Genomic DNA, 23,096 nt, shown 5'->3' on the forward strand with positions numbered 1-23,096 from the left:
CACTTGACTTGACAGGCAGCGCGGCGGTGGCGAACCGCAGGCTCACCGCGACGTCGTTCGCCTCGAACTTGATGCGGCGGATGATGCGGTCGCTGCCGTCGGGGGTGTAGGAGTCATCGCCCCACTCCCCGGACACGGTCACCGCGAAGCCCTTGTGGAGGGTGGCGCCGACGTTGTCGGCCAGCTGCGCGAAGCACACCACGTTGTGGAACACCGTCGGCAGGTCCGACCAGGAACCGTTGGTGTAGCGGCGGCGGTTGACCGCGATAGTGAAGGTGGCGACGGTGCAGCCGGACTTGGCGAAGCGGATGACGGGGTCGGCGGTGATGTGGCCGTGGATGGTCTGCTCGTTCATGACGGGCCTCCGGTGGGCTCGGTGTGGGTGGGACGCGGCGTGCCTCAGCGGGGCGGTGTGGGGGTCCCGAAGGGACGTCGAGGGTTCCGGGCTCGCATGCCCGAGGTGGACCGGCCGCGACAAGCGGGAACTCGAGGGACGGTCAGGGGTGGGCCGGTTCACTGGGGCGTGCCGGGTTCGGGTTCATCGGCGCTTGCCTCCGCGCCGGTCTGCTGACCCTGGGGGCGGTCCACTCGCGCTGAGCCCGGCGGCGCACCGTGATCGAGAAGTCGTCGCGCCCCCCGTCGAACGCGTGCCTCCGCAGTGCTCCGGTTAGCGCTGCCGGAGCGAGCGCGGTTAGTCGTCTGGTGGCGCGTGCGCGTACGTGGTTCCTCGTGCTGGTGGCGGGTTGTCGAACACGGTGAGCGGTTCGGCCCTGGTTGGGGTTGGCCCCGCGTGGGTCACCGGGTGGGATGGGGTGGGTGCGGTCGTGGCAGTCGAGGCACTGGCCGAGGTGTTCGTCGTTGCTCAGGCGCTCGATCTGGGCGCGTTCGATGAAGCCGGTGCGGCAGAGCCGAGGTCCACATAGCCAGGCGAGGGCGGCCGGGCGAGGGCGTTTGTGGGTCCTCACGGCCGTTTCCTCTCTGGAGTTGTCCAGGACGAGAACCGTTGTCACCAGGTGCGGTCGGGAGTCCCGCAGGCACGGCGGGGTTCCGGGTCGCCAGCCCGGCTGGACCGGCCACACCACAACCGGCGCGCACCACTGACACGGGAGATGCCGGTTTGCTTGGGCTGGTGCGGGCCGGGTTCATCGACGTCTGCCCTCGACCGCACCCGGTAGGTCGGGTTCGTCCTTGACGGCCTCCGGAGGCCGCGGAGGTGAGGGCCGGCGTCGACGGGTGGTCGTCGTCGCGACTCGGGCGCGATCCCAGCGCGGCCACGTCTGCGGCCGGGGTAGGAAAGGCCTCGTGGCGAGGACACACTGGGTTCACCATCGCGAGGCGCCGAGGCGTGAGGTGCTGGTGGGTCCGGCCGCCGGGACCGGACCCGACCATCGACTACTGGCCTACCAGGCAGTCGACCAGCAAGGTGATGTGGAAGTGCTCGGGGATATGGGCGTAGTCGCGGATCGCGTCGAGGACCACGGTTGGATCGATGACGGTCTCGGTGAGTCCGGTCCGGACGGGGAAGCTGATCTCGCCCTCGGGTGTCTGGACCATGACCTGGGAGAAGTAGGTGCCCAGTCGTTCGTCCCAACCGGCAACGACTTCGCAGACGTCGCGGTCGGGCAGCGGGGTGAGGACATGGCGACTCATGACGGATGCCTCCCTGTGCTGGGTGAACCGGACGCCGCCCGAGGAGCTGGCCGACCGTGGCGGGTCCTGTGGGCTCGGCGTCGGTGGGACGCGGCTCGCCTCAGCGGGGCGGTGCGGGGGTCCCGAAGGGACGGCGGGGGTTCCGGGGTCGCACGCCCGCGTGGACCGGCACCGTGGTCCAGGAAGGCGACGGCGGGGCCGGCGCGACCGGTTCGCGGGGGCGTGCTGGGTCCGGGTTCATCGCCGCTCGCCTCCGTACCGCTCTGCTGGCCTCCGGGCGTTCCACCGACGCTGGGCCTGGCAATGACGCTGCATCGATTGGACAGCACGCCGGTCAGGGTCGACAGGGAAGGCTGACCGGCTCGAGTGACGGCACTCAGCTCAGGGTGCGGGGGTGTTGGCTGCCGCGGCGGAGGCCGGAGTCGATGGTGCGGTCCATCTCGGCGTGGGTGAAGTCGTTGACTCCGATGTGGATGGCGGCGGCCCGGCGCAGGGTCGACAGGGCGGTGGCGTCGTCGAGTTCGCCGCCGGCGACAAGGTTGCCCAGGGTGGCGGCGGCCTTGAACAGTTCCTGGTTGCGGGTGCCTGGAACGGCTCGCGCTACTCGCCGAGTTTCGCCGTCGATGATGGCGCGCAGGTAGGCACCGGCGTTGCCGGCCGGTGCGTTGGCGTGCGCGGTGACCGGTGGTGGTGTCAGCGCTGTGACGAGCCAGCCGGGCAGCGGGGCGACCGGACTCGGGTCGGTGACGGTGTAGCGGCCCTGGCCACCTGTCGAGCCGGCCGCGACGACGTAGCCGCCGGCGGCGCGGGTGTCCACGTGCCATCCCAACGTGCTCACCGTGTTGCGCAACACGGGGTTCTGCGGTGCGGTGAAGTACAGGTGCAGTCCGCCGGTCGGTGTCGCCACGGTGTAGGTGGCGATGGATGGTGGGGCGTCGGCGCGGTGGGCGAGTACGGCCAGGACGTGGCTGCCGTGAGTGACGCCGAGCGCTGCCCACTCGGGTGGTGGTTGCTGGCCGTGCGCGGCGTCGAGGTCGACGACCACCAGCGACGACGGACCGGTCGCGACGGCGATGTTGTGCGGCGTGGTCGCCCACCAGGTGGTGAGGATGTCGTGGTCGGTGGTGGCGTGGTGTTCCCAGTCCCGCAGCGCTGGTCGTTTGCCTCGGGGCCGCAGGGGGAAGACGTGCCAGCCTCGGTCGGCGGCCTCCAGTGCGGCACGCAGCAGGCGGCGCGTGGTGGGTGTTGGAGGGTTGGTAGCCATGGTGGCGTCTCCTTTCGCTATCGAGGGTATGGAGCTGGTCCGTGTTCGGCCAGCTCGGCGGCGACGAGGTGGCCGGTGGCGGCCTGCACGATCTCGATCAGCGCACGGTCCAACCCGGTGAGATTGATCCCGGCGGGTGTGCGTCCGGGGCTGATGACGATGGCGTCGTCGTCGACGATGACGGTCACGCCGACCAGGTCGTAGCGCAGGATCAACGCGCGGGCCGCCGCGAGCGCGGCGATCAGTGCGGCACGGTGGTTGTGCTCGGTTCCGGTGGCGCGTCTGCGGCCGGAACGCACCGTCCAGTGGTGTTCGACCGGGGGGTCGATCGCGACGTGCGTGGTGTGCGAGCGGGGTGTGATGTTGTTGGTCGTCATGGTGTCCAGCCTCTCGCTGAGAACCGGTCACGGATCGAGGAACTGGTTGGGGTGTGGACAACCTCGGGGGTGTGGACATCCGCCCGCACCCCCGAGGTGGCGTGTCTATCGGGGGTGGTCTTCGAGGAAGTTGCGGATGTCCCAGAACACCCGGTTGATCTGGGACCACGCGGTGCGGTCGCAGACCTGCCAGACCACTCGGTCGAGGGTGACCCGCAGGTGTGGTGGCGTCGCGGTCTGCTGCTCGGCGGGAGCCCACTGGGCGGACATCGTCGTGGTGTTGAACAACTTCAGGCTGACGGCCACTGGACGTCGCTGGGGGTCGGCCGGTAGCCAGAACCGGCACGCCAGCGCCGGCATCACGTTGGGCGCCTTCTTCGAGAGCGGGTATGTGGCCGCCCACTGCCGCTGCAACCGCCGGGCGAGCTCGATGTCGGTGACGGTGAGCATGAGGTCGCCGATGATGGCCACGACCTGACGCTCGGGAGTGCCCTGGGCGTGGGGAATGATCCGGATGGGGAGGACTCCGGCAGCGCGCAACACAATCGACACCACTGCGGTGGACAACGACTGCGCAGCCGTGGATGGGGTCATGACGGGCCGTCCTTCGGGTCGACGTCGACCGGCCGAGGGGCTGTGCGCCCCCGGGGCCGTTGGGACGCGCTCGGTCCAGCGCCCGCGACGCACAGCGGCGGGGGACCGGTGGTCACTCAGGCGGCGTGAACCGGCGTGGCTCACGCGAGGCGAACCAGAGAACCCGAGAGCCGAGTTCGCCCGGCTGAGTCGGGCATCGGGCCATCGGCGGCGCCGCGAGAGGGCGCTGAGAGTGCGCCGCCCTCAACGGCAACGGGTGCGCGGGCGGTGTGGCGGAGCCGCCCCAGTACGAGGACGGCCCCGCCACCAAGGCCTACTGCGCGTCCTGCTGAACGCCGACTGGCGGCGTGATCACCAGCTGCTCCACATCGGACAGTGGATATCCCCAGTGTTGCAGCGCGGTGAAGTAGTCCCGGTCAGCCTCGGTCGGGTTGCGCCATGCTTCTCGGGTGACGGCCTTCTCCAACCCCGCCAGCAGCACGGCGAGCGTGATCATCGTGGCGCGCTCCGGGCCTGCTTTCGACGCGGCCACCGACACCGGATTCGCGCCAGCCGCAGGAGTCGCGGGCTTTGTCCGCAACCGCAGGAGTTTCGCGGCGGTGGCGTGGCCGTCCTCCATCGCCCGGCGCAGTGCGTGGCTGCCCTTGGCCAGCATGACCGCGATCCACCGCTGCGCGTCCTTTGGTGGGGTCTTGCCCGCCAGGAACCCGGTCAGCCACCGCTCGCGGACCGCGACGGCGGAGTCCCACGCCTTGTTGTTGGCGATGGTGGTGCGGCGCTGGAGCTTGTCCGCCTCGGTCATGGGCTGCTTCACCCCGGATGTCGCCGTGGGGTAGCGCAGCATGTGGCCGTGGGCCTGCCAGTCCCGGCACACGAACACCGCCACGACCGTGCGGTGTTCACCCCAGCCCTGCTCGCTGACGAACGCGGCGTCCCCGGGGCAGTCCTTGTGGACGTCCGGTGTCAACGCCGACGGGACCTCTTGGCTGACCAGGAGTTCGTCCAGCCGCCTGGCTTTGTGGTCGTCGTGGCTGATGGGGTCGATCACCGTGGCGCCGGCCTCGGCGAGGTGGGCGGCCAGGTCCGCGCGGGCTGCGGTGTCGCGCCGCTCGTCGCGCAGGCGTTGGGCGATGTGCTCGAACTGGTCGGGGCGTTTCTTCGCGGCGACGGTGAGTGCCTTGACGGCCTCGGTGTCGTCCTCGAACTCGACCAGTGTCGCGGCCTGGTCCAGGGTCAGCTCGAACCGGTCGATGGCCTTGGCGGCCAGCTCGCTGGCCCCGACCCGCAGGGCGGTGTCGACCTGCTTGCGGTGGGTGCAGGTGCGTCGCGCGATCAGCGCGGCGGGCATGCCCAGCAGCGACAGCTGGTGGTATGCCTGGGCTCGTTCGGCGTCGCGTAGCGCGGTGCGGTGGTCGTTCTCGATGAGCTGGAAGACGATCCTGGCCGCTTCGGCGCTGGGTGCCTCGACCACGTGGACCGGCACGGTCTGGCAGCCGGCCTCGATCGCGCCGAGGGTGCGGCGTTTGCCCATCACCACGGTGAGTTCGCCGGTCTGGGCGCGCCAGGCGCGGATGGGGGTGAGGACGCCGTGTTCGCGGATGGTAGCGACGAAGTCCTTGTCCAGTCGGGCTTCGGTGCGCACGTTCGCCTCGACGACCAGCGTGCGCGGGTCGACGTGCAGGAGTGTCGGCGCGGGTTGCTCGGTCCGGGCCGCGGGGATCGCGGCGTCGGGTGATTCTGTCGTGGTCATTGTTCTGGTCCTTCCGCTGGAGTCTTCGGAACACGCCCTTGTGGGGCGCACTCCCTCCAGCGGTGGCCGTAAGGGAAGGGCCACGGGTTCTGGGTCACCCAGCCGGCGTGAACCGACGGAGCCGTGCAGCGGTTTGCCGGCGCCGCTCGGGCCAGGGGAGAGGCCGGTTCACCCGTGCTGGGTCGGGCCGGTTCGGTGGACCTGACCGTGGACGCCGCTAGAGTGCGCCGTCCCCACAAGGGCGAGGGCGCAGGAGGAAGGCATGAGACCCAGCAACAGGTTCAGGGCGTTGCGGCCTGAAGCACAGCAGCTGGGATAACGCTCCGGTGCGGACGTGACGGTGGTCAAGGGGCGGGTGATGGCACGAGGCGCTTGATGCGTATCGGGCTGGAACGGCTGCGTTGCAGCGGGAAGAAGATCACCATCTTGGGTGTTCGCCAAGGATATAGCCATAAGCCAGCAGCGATGCGGCCCGTACGAAAGAACTGAGGATGGCGCGACTACACACACGCACCTGGGGCTCCGGCGCCCGGCTGGCAGTCCTGGTGCACGGTATGACCACCGACTCCGGGTCCTGGTGGAATACCGGTCCGATGCTCGCCGAACACGGCTACCGGGTCATCGCCCCCGACCTGCCCGGCCACGGACACAGCGACCACCATGACCGCAACGACTACACCCTGACGGGCATGGCCGACGCACTGCTCGACACGATCCCCGAAACCCCAGACCTGATCATCGGGCACTCCTTGGGCGGGCTCGTCGCCTCCGCCGTTGTTGAGCGAGTGCACCCTGCTCGCGCCGTCTTCGAGGACCCACCGTGGGGCACCCCACCAGGACCGGACGTGGTCGAGTTCATCATCAGGCAACGCAGTTGGACCGTCGAACAACTCGCCAAGTTCCACCCTCGTTGGCCTGCCGAAGCCATCCGGGAGAAACACAAGGCCCTCGCGCTCTGGGACCCGAACACCACACAGGTGGCGGGCGAATATCCCGGCCCTCGCGCCGTTCCTCCCGCTGTGGCCTCACTCGTGCTCGTCGGCGACACCCAGCCCATGATCGACACCACGCTGGCTGAGCAACTCCGCTCCGAAGGCTACGACCTCAGCATTGTCACCGACGCCGGCCACAACATCCACAACGACAACCCCGACGCGTTCTCAGCGGCTCTCCACGACTGGTTCTGATCCGCTCGGATATGGACGACCACAGGGCAGGTGATCCGCGTAAGCGCGGTGAAGGTCGCTCGCTCACACGCCACGCAACCTCACGTCAGCGAATTCCGTTGGCAGCCCCCGAGACCGCAGGCCGCCGCGCGCTTCCGATGCCCGACTGCTGGGACGTTCTGCGCCCGGGTTGGCTTGCCGCCGATCACTCCGGTCGTGTCGGGGACGACCCACCACAAGGAAGCTCATCACTCGCGGTAACGCATCACGGCCAGTTGTCTCCCCACTAACTGGCCGTCAGTGGGGAGTTCGAACTGGCCACTGACAGTCCAGTTCCTAGGCGTAGTGGGGAACGTGGCTGGCATTGTCGACTGAACGAGTCGTACGGCGCTGGCCTGTGCCGGTGGGCCTCTTGGATTCGGCACCTGATACTCGTAATGGGTGAATGCCCAACTCGTGACCGCTGCTGGCCGCACTGATCGCCGCCGCAGCGGCGGTCAGTTCACTGGTGAACCTCCTCGACTCGGCAGATGCGGCACGTTGGCTCGTCGGAGGCTCGCGATCACTGGGTCCGGGTGTACAACTGCGCGCTGCTCCCGGCGTGCAGTCGGCTCAACGTCATCTGCGCTTGAACGTGGCGGCGGTCACGGTTGCCCTTACTTCTGAGGTAATCGACGCGATGACCCCTGCTGGGTGAAGCTTGGTGCACAACAGGAGATCAGCACCGAGCAGGGAGCGAAACCCATGAGCAGCACCGAGAACCTCGTCGCCCGCTACCTCGATGCGTGGAACACCACCGACCCCGCCGAGCGTGCCGCGGTGTTGGCGGAGGTGTTCGCCGAGGACGCCCGCTACACCGACCCCTTGGTGGACGCCGAGGGTCGCGACGTCATCGACCAGGTCATCGCCGGAGCCCAGGCCCAGTTCGCCGGCCTGGTGTTCAGCTCGGGCGGCCCGGTGGACGCGCACCACAACACCGCACGCTTCTCTTGGCACCTGGGCGTTCCCGGACAGGAGCCCCTGGTGATCGGCTTTGACGTCGCCGTGATCGAGAACGACCGCATCACCAAGGTCTACGGCTTCCTCGACAAGGTCCCCACGGCCTGAGCCGTGATCGCGCCTGCCGACGAGGTGCGGGTGGTGTGCCGGGCCCGAGGGAAGCGGACCCGGCACACCACCCGCTGGCTAGATCGCCAGCAGTTCGTAGGCTCGCTGCTTCTTGGCCGCGACCGCGGCACTGGTCAGCACCCTCGTGGCTCGGACGGTGGTGTCCTTGGCGGGCGCGAAGTGGTCCAGGTATTCGGTGATGGCCTGTAGGCCCGCCCATCGGGTGCCGCGGATGGCGGCCTGGGTGCCTGCCGTGGTGAACAGCTCGCGCAGGTGGTGGTTGCGGCGTGCGGTGTTGTTGTCCGCGCGCGTGCTGGGGTTCGTGTCCTGGGGCCAGGTGCGGTCGATGATCCGTTGGAACTCGACCATGTCCAGCTCCGTGGTGATGAGGCGTTCGGCCTCGGCTTCGAAGGCTTCGGCGTAGCGCCACACCAGTCCCAGCGCCTGCCGGGCCTGGGCGATTCTGGCTTTGGCGCCGCTGGTGTGCCGGATGGCGTAGGACGATTTCGCGCGGTGGATGGCCAACGCCTGGGTGTTCGCGCACACCACCCGGACCGGTGTCAGCAGGATCCGGAAAGCACTCGTGCCATCGTGTGAGTTCAACCCCGCGATATATAGGTCGATGTCGTCGATGCCGGCCAGGCGCAGGGTGGCGGGGAGTTTCATGGTCACGAAGACCTCGCGCCCGCCGCGCAGGCTGCCGGCGGTCTCGAAGTGTGCGCCGGACTCGTCGACCAACAGGTCCAGCAGTTCGCAATGCTCCTCGTTCTGCACTGGTGTGTAGTCGTTGCCGACGGTGCCCAAGGGTTGGGGCGCCCCGGTCTTGGGGTGGGAGCGGACGGTGGCGAACGCTCCCGGCACTTCCAGGTTGACCACGCCGGTCGGGGTGACGTCGTGGGCGGTCAGTGGAAGCTTGCGGACGTTCCAGCCGCCGAGGTAGGCCTTGGTCATGACCTCGCTGGCGGTGAGGCAGTCGCGGGTGGTGGTGCCCAGGTGGTGCCAGGCGTCCTGGCGGTGGGAGACGAACGCGGCGGTGTCGTCGTCGAACTCCTCGATCTGGTGGCTCATCACGTGCTCCGATCCTGTGCTCGGCACCCCACGGATGTGGGGCGCACTCGCCAGGACCGGCGCCGGGGAGGAGGTCGAGGAGGACGGGTGTCAGCCGATCGGGTGGGATCGCGCAGCGACCCTGGTGACCTTGGTCTCACCCGATCGGCTTTGATGCCCGGACCCTCGACCGGGAGCGCCGGCGTCGGTCAGCGTGCGCGCCCCCCACATCCACGGGTGCCGAGGCGAGGAAGAACCTGCTCGCAGCCATGATCGATGGTGTGACAGCGACTGTTGATTGTCGATGTGGCAGGGGTGAAACCGTTGGGAGACAGTAGGAATCCTTCTCGTGACGACAGAGCGTCGCTGTTTTCCCGCCAGCACAATGGGTTTGTGCGCACGATCAGGATCGACTTGCCCGACCACGCCGGTGACGAACAGGTTGCCGGCCTCGCTCACGCGTTGTGGGCCGTGGTCGCCACGACCGGACTCGCCGCGGAGTCCACGATCACCGTGGACGAGCGATTGACCGACAGTCAGCTGAACGCGGCCTTCGACACCGCCGCCGAGCACTACCCCTGGGGCCCTTAGTCGCACTGGGCGTGAACGTGGTGCGGGCCGTGGAGTGTCTGCTGGTCGCCTGTTCGGTTACTCGCGGCGGCGTAGGGCGTAGGCGGGGACCAGTTGGTCGGTGACGTGCAGCTTGGCTCGGCGTCCGTCGGCGTAGGGGACTTCGAAGTCCACCACGCCGAGCCAGTCGCCCTTGACGGTCGGGAACCAGCCGTGGAGCCGGCCGGGTACCTCACCGGTCATGTCCAGACCGGTGTCGATCACGTGGCTGGGCGCGCCAGGGACGCGGACGTAGATCGCGTCCAGGTGCACCCACACGGCGGTGAGCACCTTCGACTTGCCATGAAGGTTGTCGCCCGTCCACCGGGTGTAAGGACTGTCGACCACACCATCACCTACCGACGGCGAACAGGTGTCCGGCTCGGCGACGGCAGCACGTCGCGGTAGGGCTCGTCGTCCAGCTCCGCACGCTCCGTGCTGGGCCTGGCGATGGTCAGTCGCCAGGTGGAGTCCGCGACGAGGGTGAGGGTGCAGGCTCGGCAGCTCACGTGGAGTTCGCCCTCGCTGGCGACGGCGCGATACCCGGTGACGGTGAGTGAATGCTGGCCGGCTTTGCAGGTCGCTGGAAGCACAGCCACTGTCGCGCCGACGTGGTCGACTCGATACCGCAAGTCACCGTCAGGTCGAGTGGTTTCCCGGCTGCGCACGTCCATGAGCAGCAACGTACCATTCGATTCGCACACGTGTTCGATCGAGACTCGATGGTGGGTCGGGTCACCTAGGAGTCGGCGACCGGCACGGTGCTCGGGCTTGAGATGTGGGGCTTACCGCAAGGCCTGTGCACTGTCAGTGACACGGCGGACGCGCGGCAGTAAGGGATACAGGTCAGCCGACGGTGCTGCGGTCCGCGATGTAGTGCAGTGCGGAGGGCGGTTAGTCGACCAGGGACAGCGGCGTATCGGCGAGGTGGCCCGCGAGGAGGTCGTCGAGCAGGTCGGGCAGCGTGGCGGGCAGGAGTTTGTCCTGGCACTGGCGGAGTTCTGCGGCCGTCCACCAGCGGCGTTCGATCAGCCCGGCTTTCTCGTTCTCGGTGGGCTTGAGCGGGACCTGGGGTGCTGTGTCGGACGTGCGGCCGAGAAAGACGTGGTCGATGCGGTGGTGGTCGCGGCCCTGGTAGTGGAACCGGGACTCGCGTACCCACAGTTCGCGGCCGAGGTCGGTCACGACGATGCCGGATTCCTCGGCGACCTCGCGGCGGGCGGCGTCGTGCAGGGTCTCGCCCTCGTCCAGGCCGCCGCCGGGCAACTCCCACCAGTGGTGGCTGAGGTCCTGGGGGTCGCGGGCGTGGATGAGCAGGACGCGGTCGGCGGGGTCGAGCAGTAGGACGCGGGCGCCGACTCGTGGGGTGATACTGGCGGTAGTGGCAGACATCCGGCGACGGTTCCTCGTGGTCGGCTGGCAGTCGGTTCGGCAGCCGGCGCACGAGGTGTGCGGGTCAGAACAGTGTCGGTTCTGGCTGATCCCGTGCGGTGGCCGCCGCGATGGGGTCCGAGGTTAGCAGCGGCGTGGAGGCGGTCAATGTCATCTTCACGGTGAGTCCGGAATGGTCGGTCAGCCGCGAACCGTCAGGCATTGGCTGCCGGGTTTCGTGCACGTAGTCGCATGAGGTGAGCTTCGCCAGCAGCGCTGGCGAGCCGTGGGCGTGGTCGTAGCGGTAGCCCAGGTCGGCGCGGCGTGCCCAGCTGTGTTCGATGCTCTCGGGGTGCAGGTGCCGGAAGAGATCAGCCAGCTCGTGTCGGTCGGTGAGAGCTGTGTAGAAGTCATACTCGAACGGAGCGAACTGTCCCCGGTGGGCTGGGCGGTGGGTTGGCTCCAGCACGTTGAGGTCGCCAAGGAGTAGCAGCGGCGCCCCGGAGGCGGTCGTGTCCAGGGCGGCGTGGAATCGTTCGATCCAGGTCTTCTTGCGTTCGGTCTTGCGCAGGGTGGCGTCGCGGGAGGGCACGTAGGTGCCCACGACGCGCAACGGGCCGTCGGTGGTGTCGAGCACGATGCCGGCGACGCGGGCGGGCAGATAGTCCATCGCCGCGCCGATCGGGTCGACCGTCGCGGCGAGCCTGCTGATGATCATCACGCCGAGTTCGCCGACAGGGTGTTCGGGGAAGGTCACTGAGTACCCGGCCGCGGTGAACGCCTCCGCCAGGAAATGGCTGCCTGTGGCGGCTTTGGTCTCGGTCAGCACCAACACGTCTTCGGGCCGGTCGGCCAACCATCGCAGTTGGCGGTGGGCGCGTTCGATCGATGGGGCGCCGACGTTGATGGTGAGCAGGGTCAACGGCATGCCGCGCTCTTCTCCTTCAGGACCTCGTGGATGGCCAAGGTGATCCTGGCGGCGATCGTCTTGGGGCTGTCGGTGGTGCAGTCCACGGTCGTCACCGGCCACTGCTTCTCGCTGAGATCGACGACGGCGTGAACGTAGAGCCCGGACTCCATGTCGCTGTTGTCCTCGGCGCGCTCGAAGCGACTGTGTCCGCCCCGCGCCCGTAGCCGGGCGTCGATGACGGCTGGGTCAGCGGTGAGTATGACGGCGAGGTCGGGGCGGTACACGCCGTGGTTGAGCTGCCACACGGTGCTGGCGGGCAGCCCGTCGAGTCCTTGCAGTACCAGCGAGGACGCGAGGTAGCGATCGCAGACGACCACCTTGCCTGCTCGCAGCGCGGGCTTGATCTCCACGTCGAGTTGATGGTGCCGGTCGGCGGCGCACAGGCACGCCAGCGCCATCCCTTGGTAGGTGTCGGTGCCGTGACGTGCCAGGTCGCCCAGCGGCGTGTGCGAGGGTTGGGTGGTGGCGTGTACGGGGAGCCCCGCGTCGGCGAGGGTGTCGACGACCAGCCGCGCGGCGGTGGACTTGCCCACGCCGCCTGGGCCGTCGAGGGTGATCAGAGTCCCGGCCAGGCGGCGGGTTTCGGCGAACGGCCCGGTCATGCCGGTGTCAGCGGCAGGAGCCGCCGTCCCTCGGCGACCGCTCGGTCGGTGATGGGGCACTGGTCGGTGTCGAGGTCGCCGATCCGCCCGCCGCCGGCGACCACGGCGGCGGGACATCCCTTGCCGCATTCGGAGTTCATCGAGCATGACCGGCAGGTGGTGTTGGCGCCGACCTGGTAGCGGTCGTGGAAGCGGTAGTCGTCCAAACGCTGCGCGATATCGAGGTCTGTGAAGATGTTGCCGACGATGAACTCGGTGTCGGCGTGTTGGGAACCGGGAGTTCTTGCGGCGAAGACCAGGTAGGGGCAGACGGTGACCTCGCCTGGGGTGAACACGTAGATGATCGTGCCCGCCTCACAGCCGGACAGTGGCTTCGCCTCGGTGTTGGGGAAGCGGATGTGCGCGATATCCAGGTCGGGGCCGTCGAACGGCGCGGTCAGCGCGTGGATCTCCTGCATGTGCATGGTGGTCTTGGCGAGAGTGCGTTGGGATTTGACGCCGCGACCCATGCTGCCCAACGGGTTGAGCAGGACGTAGCGTGCCCCGTTGTCGCGGGCGAACGCGCAGAGTGTGGCGTACTCCTCGTTCTGCGCCAAGGAGTTCGGGGTGCACAGCAACCCTTGCAGGATCCCGGCCGCGCCGAGCCTCCGCACGGTGGCGACGGTGATGGCGAAAGAAGACCGGTCTCCTCGGAACTTGCCGTGAGAGTCTGCGGCGAACCCGTCGAGGGACACGTTGCAGTGCACACCCAAGTTCGCGAGCTCGTCGATCTGATCCTCGGCGAGGGTGGTGGCGTTGGTGCAGATTCCGACGTCCATGTCGGCGGTGCGGAACGCGCGCACGATGGCCATGAAGTCGGGGTGGATAGTGGGTTCGCCGCCGGTGAGAGTGACGCGTCGGACCCGGCAGGCGGCCAGCCGGGGGATCACCTTCTCGACCACGTCGGTCAAGGGCATCTGCTTGCCGATGCGGGTGGCGGAGACGAAACAGTGGGCGCAGCGGAGATTGCAGTCCTCGTTGATCTGGACCAACGCCTTGCGGTGCGGAGTGTCCACGGTGGTACGGAAGTAGCAGGACGTGGCGCGCGAGTCCTGGGCGATGCTGCGAGCAGTGACCATCGGGAACCTCCGCGTCCTCGGCACCAGTTCGTAGCTGCCGCAAGGAATGTGTGCGTGGCTGGCGAGCGTGCCTCACTAGATGTTCGGTCGAACAGTATCGTGACTTGAGATGTTCAAGCGGACACTTGTTGGACAACTCGACGGGAACTGCGATCAGCGACAGCCCAACTGTCCATCCGAACAACAGACGTGCCAGGGTGTGCCACCAGGCAGCAGGAACGAGGAGGCGCGGTGCCCAGCCCCGAGACGGCGGACGACGAGGTCGACGCGGCAGGCCTGCTCGGGACGCTGCTGGCGTGCCCGCCCGAGATGCTCGACGTCAGCCTCGACCAGCTGCGCACGCTCGCGGTCGTCCACACCACCGGCACCGCGCAGCGGGCAGCTCGCGCACTGGGACGCGAGCAGTCCAGCGTGCAGAAGCAACTGGACAACCTCAACCGCACCGCGACCCGGCTGGTCGGCGAGGCACTGGTGGTCAAACAGGGGCGGGGCAAGGACTTCCTGTTCACTCCCTCGGGCGAGGAACTCGTGGCCTTGGCCACCGACACCCTGCGGTCCTGGACTGACAGCCTGCACCGCAGCCGGCGCCGGGTCGGATCCACCGTCACCTTCGGCACCACCGAGTTCACCGTGGAATTCCTCGGCGCGGTCTGGCCGGGTCTGCGGGCGGACTTCGAACGCCGGGACGTGCACCTCAACATCGAGCACGTCCGCACACGCGATCTGTGGCGCAAGCTCGACGCGAAGAAGGTCGATCTGGTCTGCGGCAGCTTCGCTGCCGAGACCGGGCGCCCCGCCGAGTTGGACTACGACTTCCTCGAGTGGCACCGCGAACGCGTCGCCCTGCTGACCAATCTCACCACGCGCGAACTGCCCGACACCCCGATCGCTGCCGCCAGACTGCCCGGCCTGCCACTGCTCGCGCCGACAGCCGGCCTGCTCGCCCAGTTCCTCGGCCGCTGGTACGGCCCGGACTACCGAGGCACGCTCGACGTCATCGCCGACATCGATTCCCTCAACTATGGGCTGAACCTGCTTACGACCGAGCTGCTGTACGGCTGCATGCTGACGACCGAGCGTGTCGCCGACGCAGCCTTGGAAGGGCGCCTGCCAGGCCGCGGACTCCGCAAGATCGCCCTCGCCAACGACTACGAACCCGCGTTGGAGATCGTCACCGGCATCTTCGCCCGCAAGGGCGAGCGCGAGCGGTACGCCGAGGACCACCCACTGAACCTGCTGTGGAAGGCGTTCGCCGAAGCGACCCCGACGAGGTCGGTTCTCGCCACCTTGCCGGGCTGACATCCTCCGGATGCCACGTGACGTCCACATGTTTGCCGGTACCCAGGTCACCGGACACGCGTGAAATCGGCCTCGGCGTTCAATTATGCAAGTGAGGTTAGTAAGGGCGAAGAATTCCGCAGCCGACGTCGGTGCGCTCAGGGATCTCCAGGTCGTAAGTCCCTCGTGGATCCTGTGACGTGCGCGTGAAATGACAGTGATCGAGTGCAGGACGACGTCCGGCTGAGTGAGCGGTGCAGCCAGCGGTTGTGCAGGATATTCCACGCGCGTAACTGTGGCGCTGAACTCCTCGGCGTCAGCGGCGGTGCGTGCCAACCTCCGCGACGTGGCGTACTGATCATCGCCCAGGATCAGGCGTAGCGCGGTTCAGGTGCTTGCCGTCTTCCCCGGTCTCCAAAGCTTCCAGAGGGAACTGGCCGAAGGTGGGTAGGCAGAAGCCGGTGCCGCGCCAGGACACCACCGTCCTGCCCGCCCGGCGCCCGCCGACCTGCTCGCCCCCTGGATGTCTCTCCTGTGTCGTGTCTGGGGGTCGGCGGGGTTGTCAGCAGGTGGATGGCGCTGTCTTGCCGGCGAAGCGGTCAGCAAGCCAGGGTGCGCCTTCGTTGCTGGTGGCTGCGGTGGCGGCGATGTGGCCGGGGACGTAGTTGGTGCTGAACTTGACGGTAGTGCCCAGCCGGCACCAGTCCGTGGCCAACTGCTGGTCGACCCGGTACGGGATGACGTCGTCGAGACGGCTGTGAGACAGCAGAACGGGCACGCCTGGCGTGCGGGTGCCTAGCCGTTGGTCGGCGACGATCGCTTTCCACGGCGCGTGCTTGAGACGCTCGGTCAGGGGTCGGCCGTCGACGGTCAGGAAGCGGGAGTTCAGGAACGGGTGCTTGGCCAGGGCCTGTGTCGTGCACTGGTTGTCGCGAAGGTCCCTGGTCACCTGCTTCCCGTGGAAGTTCAGGTACTGGTCGATGTCGATGCCGTAGGCGGCGCCGAGCCCGGACAGCGAGTAGTTGAAGAACGCGCCGTAGGCGGAGCCGTCCAGGTTGGCGGCCACCGCATCGAGGTCCGCGGGCGCAGCGCCGACGACGGCTCCCTTGATCTGCAGCTCCGGGGCGTAGGTAGGGGCGAGCTCGGCCGCGGCGGCGGAGGCGCCGCCGCCCTGGGAGTACCCGTAGAGGGCGACCGGGCCGGCATCGGGCAGGTGCGCCCCCTTCAGCCGCTGGGCCGCCCGCAGCGAATCCAGCACCGCTCGTCCTTGGGGCTCGCGGGCCATGTAGGTGTGCACTCCAGGTGTGCCCAGCCCCTGGTAGTCGGTGACCACCACCGCCCAGCCCTGGTCGAGGAGGTGCTTGATCGGCAGCGCCTCGTACTCGGTGCCGTCGGCCATCTGGCGGGAGGGCGCGCACTTGTCTGCCAGTCCCTGGGTGCCGGGAGCGAAGGCGACGATCGGCCGCGGCGCGGCGTGGGCGATGTTCGGGGTGAGCACGGTGCCGGTGACCGCGATGGGCGTGCCGGAACGGTCGGTCGAGCGGTACATGATTCGTTGGACGCTCGCATCGACCTTGAACACCTTGAGCGCGTCCAGGTAGAAGACGGCCCGCTCCGAGCGGATCACGTCACCGTTGTTCGCGGGCAGAACGGCCGGAGGCTCGTAGAAGGCGGGGCGCTCCGCAATCCGATCCGTGGGTGATGACGACTGGGCGCTGGCCGGTTGCGCGCCCAGGACCAGCAGCCAGGTTGAACAGAAAGTCATTACAGCGACAGTCGCACGTATCAAGGGCTTCACAGGTTCGCGCTCCCTCTGTCAGGGTCCGCACCGCGCGGACGCCGCTCGCGATCGTCGACGACGGCGGGCGGGTGCGGTACGAGGCAAGCCGACGAGTCGCCCGAACAACTGCATCGGCTAGGCCCAGTTTCTGCTGGGGCAGTGGGAAGGAGGTGGAGGCGGTCTGCAGGCTGGCGTGGGCGCTGGCGAGAGAGGGAGGACATCGGGACGGAGATGACGGCCAGCCACGAACTGGCGCGGGTGTTGCTGGAGGCGTGGCGGTTGGCCGAGGTGTGGGACGCAGTCGGGCGTCTCTGGGAGATCGAGGTGACCGACGGCCCGTACGCGCGGGCGTTTCTCGGCCGCACCACCGCGATTCGTTCCGGTCTGAAGAGGCCATGGGCGTTGTGGACGATGCCTCCGACTTGGCTGCGCGAGCGGCACGGGCTCGGCTTGCGCGTGCGTAGGACGTCGAGCTGGCTTCGCGCCGGTTGCTGTGCAAGGTCTACTGGGGAGTGGCGGATCCGGCCGATCGGCTCGCCTCGACCAGGAGCTGGCGGAGATCGATGCGGCCGAGGCCGCACGCGCTCACAAGGCCACGTCGAGTCCTGACAGGTGTCCGGTTCGCGCCCGTAGGCCGTTAGGACTGTCGCGGATCGTCATGGTCACTGCCGAGTTGCTCCTTGAGCTTGTCCTGGGCGGTGTCCACCTGGCTGCTGTACTTGCCTTGAGTCTTCTCGTCGACGAAGTCGCCTGCCTTGTCGATACCCTTGCCAGCCTGATCCTCGTGGCCTTTCAGCATCTGCTTGAGCTTGTCCATCACCGACACAACGACCTCCTGGGATGTCAGCGGTGCGCGGCCAACGAACCGCAACGCCGTTCGCGAACTTTCACTCTCAGAGAAAGTCAGAGTGACTGTCAAGGCCACCATCGAGCGACACGCCATCACCCTTGGTTTGCGGATGCGTCGCGCGTCCGACTCAGACTTGGCGCAAGATCGGTGAGAAAGCGAAGCTGAGAACGTCTGTATGGCGCTGTCAGCGTCCTGGTGAGACTCTCGCCTCTTCGCACGCGCCAGCGCCACCCGTGCCGCGCGCCGGCCGCCGTCCCGGATAGTTTCGTGCGCACGCACCAAACCCCGTGTAACACAAGTGTTTTCGTCGACTCTATCGGTTGATATCGTGCCCACCCATTCAGTGGTTCGCCTCAACACCGCTCGCAGATACCGTCCAGAAAGTAGAAACCCGGACACGCATCGCACCCATCCTCGTGCGAATGCGGGTGCCCGCCGGAACCCATACCCCTTGCGCAGAATAGGAGACGACCACCGTGAAACACCGGCTCATGGTGCTCGCGGCCCTGCTGACCACGCTCGCCGGCACGTGGCTCAGCCCAGCCGTCCCCGCCGCCCAAGCCCTACAGGACGCACCCGGCGCCGTCGAGGACATCGAGCCACTCCCGGCCAACCTATGGCTGGACGGCACCGCCGAGACCTACCGCTTCACCTACTGGTCCACCGGCTCCCACAACGAACCCGTTCTCGTGCAGGGCACGGCGTTCCTGCCCCAGGGCAAGACACCCGCCGGGGGCTGGCCGGTGCTGTCCTGGGAACACGGCACCGTCGGCCTAGCCCCGCGATGCGCCCCCTCCACCGCCGGCTACCCCGATCACGTCCGCGACTACCTGACCTCCATGCTCAACCAGGGCTACGCCATCGTCGCCACCGACTACGTCATCCCTGGCGACCCCGGTGTGCACCCCTACCTCGACGGCAGCACCGCCGCCCGTAACGCCATCGACATGGTCCGCGCCGCCCGCGAGATCTTCCCCGACACCGTGTCCCGGAGCTGGGCCGCCATCGGTCATTCCCAGGGCGGGCACGCCGCCCTGTTCACCACCTCCCTGGCCACCCGCTACGCCCCCGAACTCGACTTCCGCGGCGGACTGGCCCTCGCGCCCGCCTCTGGCATCGTCGACCAGTTCGTCGACGAGGTCGGCCCCGGCACTCCCGACATCGTGCCCCCAGGCGGAATCGCCTACTTCGCCTACGTCCTGCGCGGCCTCAAAGCCGCCCGCCCCAGCTTCGACCTGGCCGACTACCTCACCCCCGTCGGTGCCGATCTCATCAAACAGGCCGAGACCACATGCCTGCGCGAGCTCACCGACTACATCCAGGCCCAGCACATCACCATCGGCGCCTCCCTCACCAAACCCATGTCCGAGGGGGACTTCGCCACCATCGCCCATCCAGTGATCGACATCCCCCTGGCCGGATATGACCGGCCGTTGATGATCGCGCACGGCTCCGACGACACGGACCTCCCCATCGAGCTCTCCAAGAAACTCGTCGCCGACCTCCAGGCCAACGGCGTCGGCGTCGTCTTCAACGAATACCCCGGCGCCGATCACCGCAGCGTCCTTGACGCCAGCCTCGCCGACACCCTGACCTACCTACGCGGCCTGTTCAGCTGACCCACCGTTGCCCAGGGGCCGCACTGTGAGGCGTACCTGCGTCGCGGCCGGATGATCTCCGCCAACGAGAACGCACAGGACATCGTGACCCGTCGGCGTCGGCGCACTCGCCGACGCCGACGCCCAGTTCGACCCGGCCGGCGTGGCAGCGTTCGTGTGCGATGCGGACGTACGAAGGATGTTCACTTCGAGGTCGACGATCCGACGCGGTCTGCGAGTGCGCGCGATCTACCGTTGCGGGATGATCTGCAGCTCGCCGATCAAGCACATGTGCGTGACACCGTTTTCGAACAGCACGGGCACGCAACTGCGGCTCTTGCGGGAGTCGTCGATGATCCCCACACGCCCGAACTGGCGCAGCCCGCCAACCTAACAAGTCACGTCGACCAAGCTGATCGACCGGCGCGAGACAGTGCGCGAGTGCACTGCCAGCTTCGACGACGTATCCGGACGTGCACTCAGCCGAGAGCCACACTGGCGCTCATCCACAACGTGCGCAAGGAGTTTCGATGACAGGTTCGCCTTCATCTCGAACCTTCACCCCGGTGGGACGATGGACCAAGTCCAGTCGTAGCAATCTGAACGCCTCGTGCGTCGAGCTCGCCAGGGCGGGTTCAACCACCGCTGTCAGGGATAGCAAGAATCCGACCGGTCCGATCTTGCTGTTCGATGGGAAGCTCCTTGCGCACTTCTTAGCTGGTGTCAAGGTGGGACGCTTCGGTCTCTAGCTCGCGTGGGAAATCGGCCACGGTACCGTGGCGACCGAAAGGGTTTCCGGCGTTGATCTCAGAAGGCTCTTGCTCGGTCGCACGCGTTGGCTCGACTGCTGCCCGTGGTGGGCGCGAGCAGGATGGCGAGCATGGCCGAGTCGCAAGCGGCCAAGCTGGGCTGGTGCTGGGTGGGGTCGATGTGGTCAACGTGTCGGCGTGCCGCTCGTACTGTGGGCCGCGGCCTCCCCGGCCAACGCCGAGCTCGCCGCCCGGGTCGCCGGATTGACATCCTCCGGATGCCACGCGACATCCACATGTTTGCCGGTACCCGGGTCACCGCACACGCGTGAAAATCGGCCTCGGCGTTCAACCATGCAAGTGAGGTCGTGGTCGCGTTCTGCTGGCCACGACCTCACTTCTGCGTGCCGCCCGACCGATCTTGATCGAGGAGCGACTCGTATGACTGCCAACCAGTTCGATCACCTCGACCCTGGGCTCGCGCCGGTGATGAACGAGGTGTTCGCCGCCTTCAGGTCGAACTGCCCTGTAGCCCATAGCGATCGGCACGGAGGATTCTGGTCCGCGTTCAGCCACGGCGCTGTCCGCTCCACAGCTCTGGACACCCGCGGCTTCAGCTCGGCGGCAGGCATCGCGATCCCACCCGTCACGCAGGACGTGGTCATGGCGCCCATGCAGTACGACCCGCCCGAGCACGCTGCGTTTCGCGCGATCATCCAGAAGCACTTCACCCGCGCTGCGGTCGCCAAGCACGAGGCGGCTCTGCGGGAACTGGTCGGCCGACGTCTGAGCGCGTTGGCCGCCGAAGGTGGCGCCGACTTGGTGTCCGAGTTCGCCGCGGTCATTCCGCCCATTGCCTTCGCGGAGGTCATGGGGCTGCCCCATGAGGATGCCCAGCTCTTCGTGTCCTGGACCAACGAGTTGTTCGCGGCGGCCGTCATGGGCGACCTCGCTGGTCAACAACGGACGTTCGGGATCATAGCGTCCTACCTGCAAACAGAGATCGACCGACAGCGGAGGGCTGGCGCGGACACCGTAACGACCGCGATCGCCGACGGCCGTCTGGACGGGGATGGCCGTGCGCTCACCCAGGGCGAGCAGCTTGGCATGATCCTGCTCCTCGTCCTGGCTGGCCATGAGACGACGGTGGCAGGGATCGCCACCATGCTGTACTGCCTGGCGACCGTGGACGGCTTGCGGGAGAAGGTGGTCGAGCGGCCGGACCTGATCGGCAAGATGGTGGATGAGAGCCTGCGCTTCGAGTCGCCCGTCATCGGGATCGCGCGCACGGTCGGGCAGGACGCGGAGCTGGCGGGCCAGTCGCTGCACGCGGGTGAGCGGGTGCTGATGGTGCTCAGCTCGGCCAACCGCGACCCCGAGGTCTTCGACCGGCCGGACGAGTTCGTTTGCCCTCGAGACCGCAACCCGCATCTGACCTTCGGCACCGGCGTGCACCGTTGCGTCGGAGAGCACCTGTCGTTGCTGGAGATGCGGGTGGTTGCGGAGGAAGTTCTGCGACTGGTCCCCGACTTCACGCTCGTCGAGGGGCATCGTCCGCGATGGGTGCCTGGTCGATTGGTTCGCAGCCTGGACAGCCTGCCAGTGACTTTTGAGCGCTGACGGTCCCGTGCGGTAGATCGCCCATGGCGCGCAAACCTGTGTGGTCTCCCCGTCTTGCGGGAAACCCTGCTGGTGTCGACTGTCTCGCTGTGTGTCCGCCATCGGGTATGCCGGTTGCCATTGGCGGGGTTGACTATCAGGCGCAGCCTGGCGCGATTGGGAGTGCGCCGGACGTGGGAGGCTGTGGCCGAGGTGATCGGGTCCAGCCTCCCACTTGAGCTACCAAACGATGTTGCTCAGCTTCATCTCACTGGCCAGGGCTGTCGAAGGCTCCCCGGTCGACGGCCCCAAGGAAGCTCAACCACGCTCCTCGGTCGACGGCGACGATGCCAGCGTCTCGGTTCTTCGTGTCCCTGATGGCAACCACGGTGGTCGAGTGCCCGATCTCGACGCAATCGCTGTTGTTTCCCTCGCTGCGGCTGGACTTGCGCCATGTGTCGATGTCCAGATCCAGCGAAGTCACGGTCTTGTTCACTTGGGGTTGGTCCCCTTCCGCTGCGTGCAGTTACAGCGACGAGGCAACCCTGGCGAAGAAGGCGCGGGTCTGGTCCGGCCCGAGCCCAACCGCCTTCTGGTGATCCCACAGTGACAAGAACCTGTGCACGCTCTTGCCGTCGTGGAGGACGTTGCCGCCGTCGTACTGTTCAACGTAAACCAGTTGCGCGGGCGGATCGGTCTCGTAGCCGAAGATCCGGTAGTTGATGTCCTGGCCCATGTAGTAGCCGGTCTCGAAGGGCACCGCCTGGATCTCGATGTTCGGCCGGTCGATCATCGAGATCAGGTGCTCGATCTGCTGGCGCATGATCTCCGAGCCGCCATCCATGTTCGCCATGCGTCGAAGCGCGGCTTCGTCGATGTTGAACCAGAAGCGCTGATGGAGGTTGCCCAGCACCTCCTGACGCGCCAGTCGGTTCTCGGTGTACCGATCGATCTGTTCCTGGGTCAGCGACGGTCGGTAGGCGCGGAAGACGTAACGCATGTACGCCTCGATCTGTAGCAGGCCAGGGATGATCATGGCGCTGCGTGCCCAGATGACGTTCGCACTGGCCTCCATGTCAACGACCTGCTGCATCTCTCCTTCGAACCGCGACCGCAGCGCGTTGCGCGGTGCTCGCTTGCGGCCGGACCGCACCAGGTCCTCGCATTCCTGGCGCGTCGCGGGGTCGGCGTCGTACAGGTTCAGCAGTTCGGCGAGATCGTCAGGATGAGCGTTGCTCAGGCCCGACTCGATGTTGGCGATCTTCGACTGCGCACACCCGAGGTGCTTTGCCACGTGCTCCTGGGTGAGGCCGGCTCGGCTTCGGAGCGCGTCGAGCTTCCGGCCCGAGATGACCTTGTAGACGAAGGGCGGGATGGACGCACGGTCGGCCATGCAGCGGAACCTCCGGTAGTGCCGAGCCCCAAGAAGACGTCACAGACCGTAGCAGGAGCAAGTTCACTCCAATGGGTAGATAACACAAGTTAGATATCTAGTCTATGGTTTGAGCCAGGTCAGCCCGATGCCGGAGGAGCGACTTGGCAATGAATACACGTGATAGAGGCTCAGTCCCGGCCGCGGGGACGGCCCGTTCCCCGCACACGCTGTCGTCGGTCTGT

At 67.4% G+C, this 23,096-nt stretch carries 24 protein-coding genes; 7 read left to right on the forward strand and 17 right to left on the reverse strand.

Annotated elements, in window-relative coordinates; translation table 11 throughout:
* The 6 genes from F0L68_RS35435 to F0L68_RS35460 form a co-directional block, all read right to left on the reverse strand.
* A partial coding sequence (locus tag F0L68_RS35435) for a single-stranded DNA-binding protein (RefSeq protein ID WP_149854273.1) occupies positions 1–355 on the reverse strand: 355 nt, incomplete at its 3' end.
* Positions 356–1,392: 1,037 nt separating this feature from the next.
* Positions 1,393–1,650 (reverse strand): hypothetical protein, encoded by a 258-nt coding sequence (locus tag F0L68_RS35440; RefSeq protein ID WP_149854274.1) that lies wholly within the window; start codon positions 1,648–1,650, stop codon positions 1,393–1,395.
* A 376-nt stretch (positions 1,651–2,026) separates the two neighbouring features.
* Positions 2,027–2,914: a bifunctional DNA primase/polymerase gene (locus tag F0L68_RS35445; RefSeq protein WP_149854275.1), complete on the reverse strand. Its 888-nt coding sequence runs from the start codon at positions 2,912–2,914 to the stop codon at positions 2,027–2,029.
* A gap of 17 nt (positions 2,915–2,931) precedes the next feature.
* Positions 2,932–3,291 (reverse strand): hypothetical protein, encoded by a 360-nt coding sequence (locus tag F0L68_RS35450; RefSeq protein WP_149854276.1) that lies wholly within the window; start codon positions 3,289–3,291, stop codon positions 2,932–2,934.
* Positions 3,292–3,396: 105 nt separating this feature from the next.
* Positions 3,397–3,885: a hypothetical protein gene (locus F0L68_RS35455; protein WP_149854277.1), complete on the reverse strand. Its 489-nt coding sequence runs from the start codon at positions 3,883–3,885 to the stop codon at positions 3,397–3,399.
* A gap of 313 nt (positions 3,886–4,198) precedes the next feature.
* Positions 4,199–5,635 carry a ParB/RepB/Spo0J family partition protein gene (locus F0L68_RS35460; RefSeq protein ID WP_149854278.1) on the reverse strand — a complete coding sequence of 479 codons (1,437 nt, stop codon included), beginning with the start codon at positions 5,633–5,635 and terminating at the stop codon, positions 4,199–4,201.
* Positions 5,636–6,126: 491 nt separating this feature from the next.
* On the opposite strand from F0L68_RS35460, the gene F0L68_RS35465 reads away from it, so the two are divergent.
* Together F0L68_RS35465 and F0L68_RS35470 are read left to right on the forward strand one after the other, a co-directional pair.
* A complete protein-coding gene (locus tag F0L68_RS35465) occupies positions 6,127–6,822 on the forward strand; it encodes an alpha/beta fold hydrolase (RefSeq protein ID WP_149854279.1) in 696 nt (231 codons plus the stop codon).
* A 723-nt stretch (positions 6,823–7,545) separates the two neighbouring features.
* Positions 7,546–7,908 carry a nuclear transport factor 2 family protein gene (locus F0L68_RS35470; RefSeq protein ID WP_149854280.1) on the forward strand — a complete coding sequence of 121 codons (363 nt, stop codon included), beginning with the start codon at positions 7,546–7,548 and terminating at the stop codon, positions 7,906–7,908.
* A gap of 78 nt (positions 7,909–7,986) precedes the next feature.
* Here F0L68_RS35470 and F0L68_RS35475 read toward each other — a convergent pair whose 3' ends face one another.
* Positions 7,987–8,976 (reverse strand): DUF932 domain-containing protein, encoded by a 990-nt coding sequence (locus F0L68_RS35475; protein ID WP_149854281.1) that lies wholly within the window; start codon positions 8,974–8,976, stop codon positions 7,987–7,989.
* A gap of 372 nt (positions 8,977–9,348) precedes the next feature.
* Here F0L68_RS35475 and F0L68_RS35480 point away from each other — a divergent pair, with 372 nt between their 5' ends.
* Positions 9,349–9,546 carry a hypothetical protein gene (locus tag F0L68_RS35480; protein ID WP_149854282.1) on the forward strand — a complete coding sequence of 66 codons (198 nt, stop codon included), beginning with the start codon at positions 9,349–9,351 and terminating at the stop codon, positions 9,544–9,546.
* Positions 9,547–9,603: 57 nt separating this feature from the next.
* Here F0L68_RS35480 and F0L68_RS35485 read toward each other — a convergent pair whose 3' ends face one another.
* From F0L68_RS35485 to F0L68_RS35510, 6 genes are all read right to left on the reverse strand, one after another.
* Positions 9,604–9,912: a hypothetical protein gene (locus tag F0L68_RS35485; RefSeq protein ID WP_149854283.1), complete on the reverse strand. Its 309-nt coding sequence runs from the start codon at positions 9,910–9,912 to the stop codon at positions 9,604–9,606.
* A gap of 8 nt (positions 9,913–9,920) precedes the next feature.
* A complete protein-coding gene (locus tag F0L68_RS43900; protein WP_223199428.1) occupies positions 9,921–10,073 on the reverse strand; it encodes a hypothetical protein in 153 nt (50 codons plus the stop codon).
* Between the two features lie 385 nt (positions 10,074–10,458).
* Positions 10,459–10,956, reverse strand: coding sequence for an NUDIX hydrolase (locus F0L68_RS35495; RefSeq protein WP_149854285.1), 498 nt, complete (start codon positions 10,954–10,956; stop codon positions 10,459–10,461).
* 64 nt (positions 10,957–11,020) lie between these two features.
* On the reverse strand, positions 11,021–11,863 hold the full coding sequence (locus F0L68_RS35500; protein WP_149854286.1) for an endonuclease/exonuclease/phosphatase family protein: 843 nt from the start codon (positions 11,861–11,863) through the stop codon (positions 11,021–11,023).
* Positions 11,854–12,507 carry a dTMP kinase gene (gene tmk / locus F0L68_RS35505; RefSeq protein WP_149854287.1) on the reverse strand — a complete coding sequence of 218 codons (654 nt, stop codon included), beginning with the start codon at positions 12,505–12,507 and terminating at the stop codon, positions 11,854–11,856. Before tmk ends, F0L68_RS35500 begins: the two co-directional genes overlap by 10 nt.
* Complete coding sequence (locus F0L68_RS35510; RefSeq protein ID WP_149854288.1) at positions 12,504–13,625, reverse strand: radical SAM protein; 1,122 nt, start codon at positions 13,623–13,625, stop codon at positions 12,504–12,506. Before F0L68_RS35510 ends, tmk begins: the two co-directional genes overlap by 4 nt.
* A 231-nt stretch (positions 13,626–13,856) precedes the next feature.
* Here F0L68_RS35510 and F0L68_RS35515 point away from each other — a divergent pair, with 231 nt between their 5' ends.
* Complete coding sequence (locus F0L68_RS35515) at positions 13,857–14,924, forward strand: LysR family transcriptional regulator (RefSeq protein ID WP_149854289.1); 1,068 nt, start codon at positions 13,857–13,859, stop codon at positions 14,922–14,924.
* A gap of 541 nt (positions 14,925–15,465) precedes the next feature.
* Here the strand turns inward: F0L68_RS35515 and F0L68_RS35525 are convergent.
* Together F0L68_RS35525 and F0L68_RS35530 are read right to left on the reverse strand one after the other, a co-directional pair.
* Positions 15,466–16,668, reverse strand: a complete 1,203-nt coding sequence (locus F0L68_RS35525; RefSeq protein ID WP_149854290.1) for a lipase family protein — start codon at positions 16,666–16,668, stop codon at positions 15,466–15,468.
* A 652-nt stretch (positions 16,669–17,320) separates the two neighbouring features.
* Complete coding sequence (locus F0L68_RS35530; RefSeq protein ID WP_223199441.1) at positions 17,321–17,500, reverse strand: antitoxin; 180 nt, start codon at positions 17,498–17,500, stop codon at positions 17,321–17,323.
* Between the two features lie 509 nt (positions 17,501–18,009).
* On the opposite strand from F0L68_RS35530, the gene F0L68_RS35535 reads away from it, so the two are divergent.
* The 3 genes from F0L68_RS35535 (at position 18,010) to F0L68_RS35545 (ending at position 21,500) form a co-directional block, all read left to right on the forward strand.
* On the forward strand, positions 18,010–19,152 hold the full coding sequence (locus tag F0L68_RS35535) for a lipase family protein (protein WP_149854292.1): 1,143 nt from the start codon (positions 18,010–18,012) through the stop codon (positions 19,150–19,152).
* Between the two features lie 509 nt (positions 19,153–19,661).
* Positions 19,662–19,880, forward strand: coding sequence for a DUF397 domain-containing protein (locus F0L68_RS35540; protein ID WP_149854293.1), 219 nt, complete (start codon positions 19,662–19,664; stop codon positions 19,878–19,880).
* Positions 19,881–20,321: 441 nt separating this feature from the next.
* On the forward strand, positions 20,322–21,500 hold the full coding sequence (locus F0L68_RS35545; protein WP_188317004.1) for a cytochrome P450: 1,179 nt from the start codon (positions 20,322–20,324) through the stop codon (positions 21,498–21,500).
* Between the two features lie 247 nt (positions 21,501–21,747).
* Here the strand turns inward: F0L68_RS35545 and F0L68_RS35555 are convergent, their stop codons facing one another.
* Positions 21,748–21,975, reverse strand: a complete 228-nt coding sequence (locus tag F0L68_RS35555) for a DUF397 domain-containing protein (protein WP_223199429.1) — start codon at positions 21,973–21,975, stop codon at positions 21,748–21,750.
* Between the two features lie 30 nt (positions 21,976–22,005).
* Positions 22,006–22,872 carry a helix-turn-helix domain-containing protein gene (locus F0L68_RS35560; protein ID WP_149854295.1) on the reverse strand — a complete coding sequence of 289 codons (867 nt, stop codon included), beginning with the start codon at positions 22,870–22,872 and terminating at the stop codon, positions 22,006–22,008.
* Between the last annotated feature and the right edge of the window lie 224 nt (positions 22,873–23,096).

The sequence above is a fragment of the Solihabitans fulvus genome (assembly GCF_008386585.1).
GTDB lineage: Bacteria > Actinomycetota > Actinomycetes > Mycobacteriales > Pseudonocardiaceae > Solihabitans > Solihabitans fulvus.